We start from the raw sequence: 846 nt of genomic DNA, 5'->3' as shown, positions 1-846 counted from the left end.
GGAACGGGTCTATGCCCTAAAGCGGAAAAATCTCGGTACTCGGTGCTTTCTTTGTGAGATCCTGCGAATGAGCCAATCCACGTGTCAGGGTTACGATTTACTTTTTTATGCTGCTAACGGTAACTGGGCCTTATCCATGGAGAATGTTTGTCCTTCTCTTGCCATGGCTACAAGCATCCGTGCGAGTTTCCCAATCAGCTTCATCATGGACTGCATTTTCGTCATTCGTTTCACTTCGGTATTGTGCGCATGCATGGCTTGAAACGCTCCATTGAAAGATAACAGGTGAAACACAGTGAAGTAGAGATGCTTGCGCAGTAGTGAGTTGCCTCGCTTGGTGAGCTTAATTTGCCCCTTATATTTGCCAGAACTTCGTTCTGCTAAGTTTAATCCTGCCTTGCGTAGTAATTGATTTCCGTGAGACAGCTTACGTAAGTCCCCGCCAAATGCCAATATGGCAGCCGTTGCTGGAACGGAAGCACCGGCAGATCGAACGAGATCAGAACAAGGAATTTCAGGCAGTATCTTCTCAATCATCTCGTCCGCTTCTTCAATAATTCGGCAGATCCTTTCATACTCTTCGATGAGGTGCCTTAGCTCCCATTTGTCTTCTTCAAGGGCAGTAGTGTCTCCCACGCTATGTCTAGCGAGTGATTGAAGTTCCAACGCCTTGTTCTTACCTCGCACCCCGCCAGGTCTGGCCATATACTCACCCCAGATCTGAACCATTTGCTCCGGAGTTAGCTGCAATAGGTCAGAAGGGGCTGGGAACCGGCGCAAAGAGGCCAACGAACGATCGCTAAAAATATCATCAAATGCTTGTCTGTATTCTGGAAACCGGATATC

1 protein-coding gene is annotated in these 846 nt (G+C 47.9%); it reads right to left on the bottom strand.

Annotated elements, in window-relative coordinates; translation table 11 throughout:
- Window positions 1–105 precede the first annotated feature (105 nt).
- Window positions 106–846 (bottom strand): transposase (locus GC098_RS23685; RefSeq protein ID WP_171645685.1); only part of this gene is annotated, 741 nt, incomplete at its 5' end.

Source organism: Paenibacillus phytorum (assembly GCF_013141715.1).
Lineage (GTDB): Bacteria > Bacillota > Bacilli > Paenibacillales > NBRC-103111 > Paenibacillus_E > Paenibacillus_E phytorum.
Note: the sequence above shows the minus strand (reverse complement) of the source record. Positions and strands in the feature narration are given on the sequence as shown.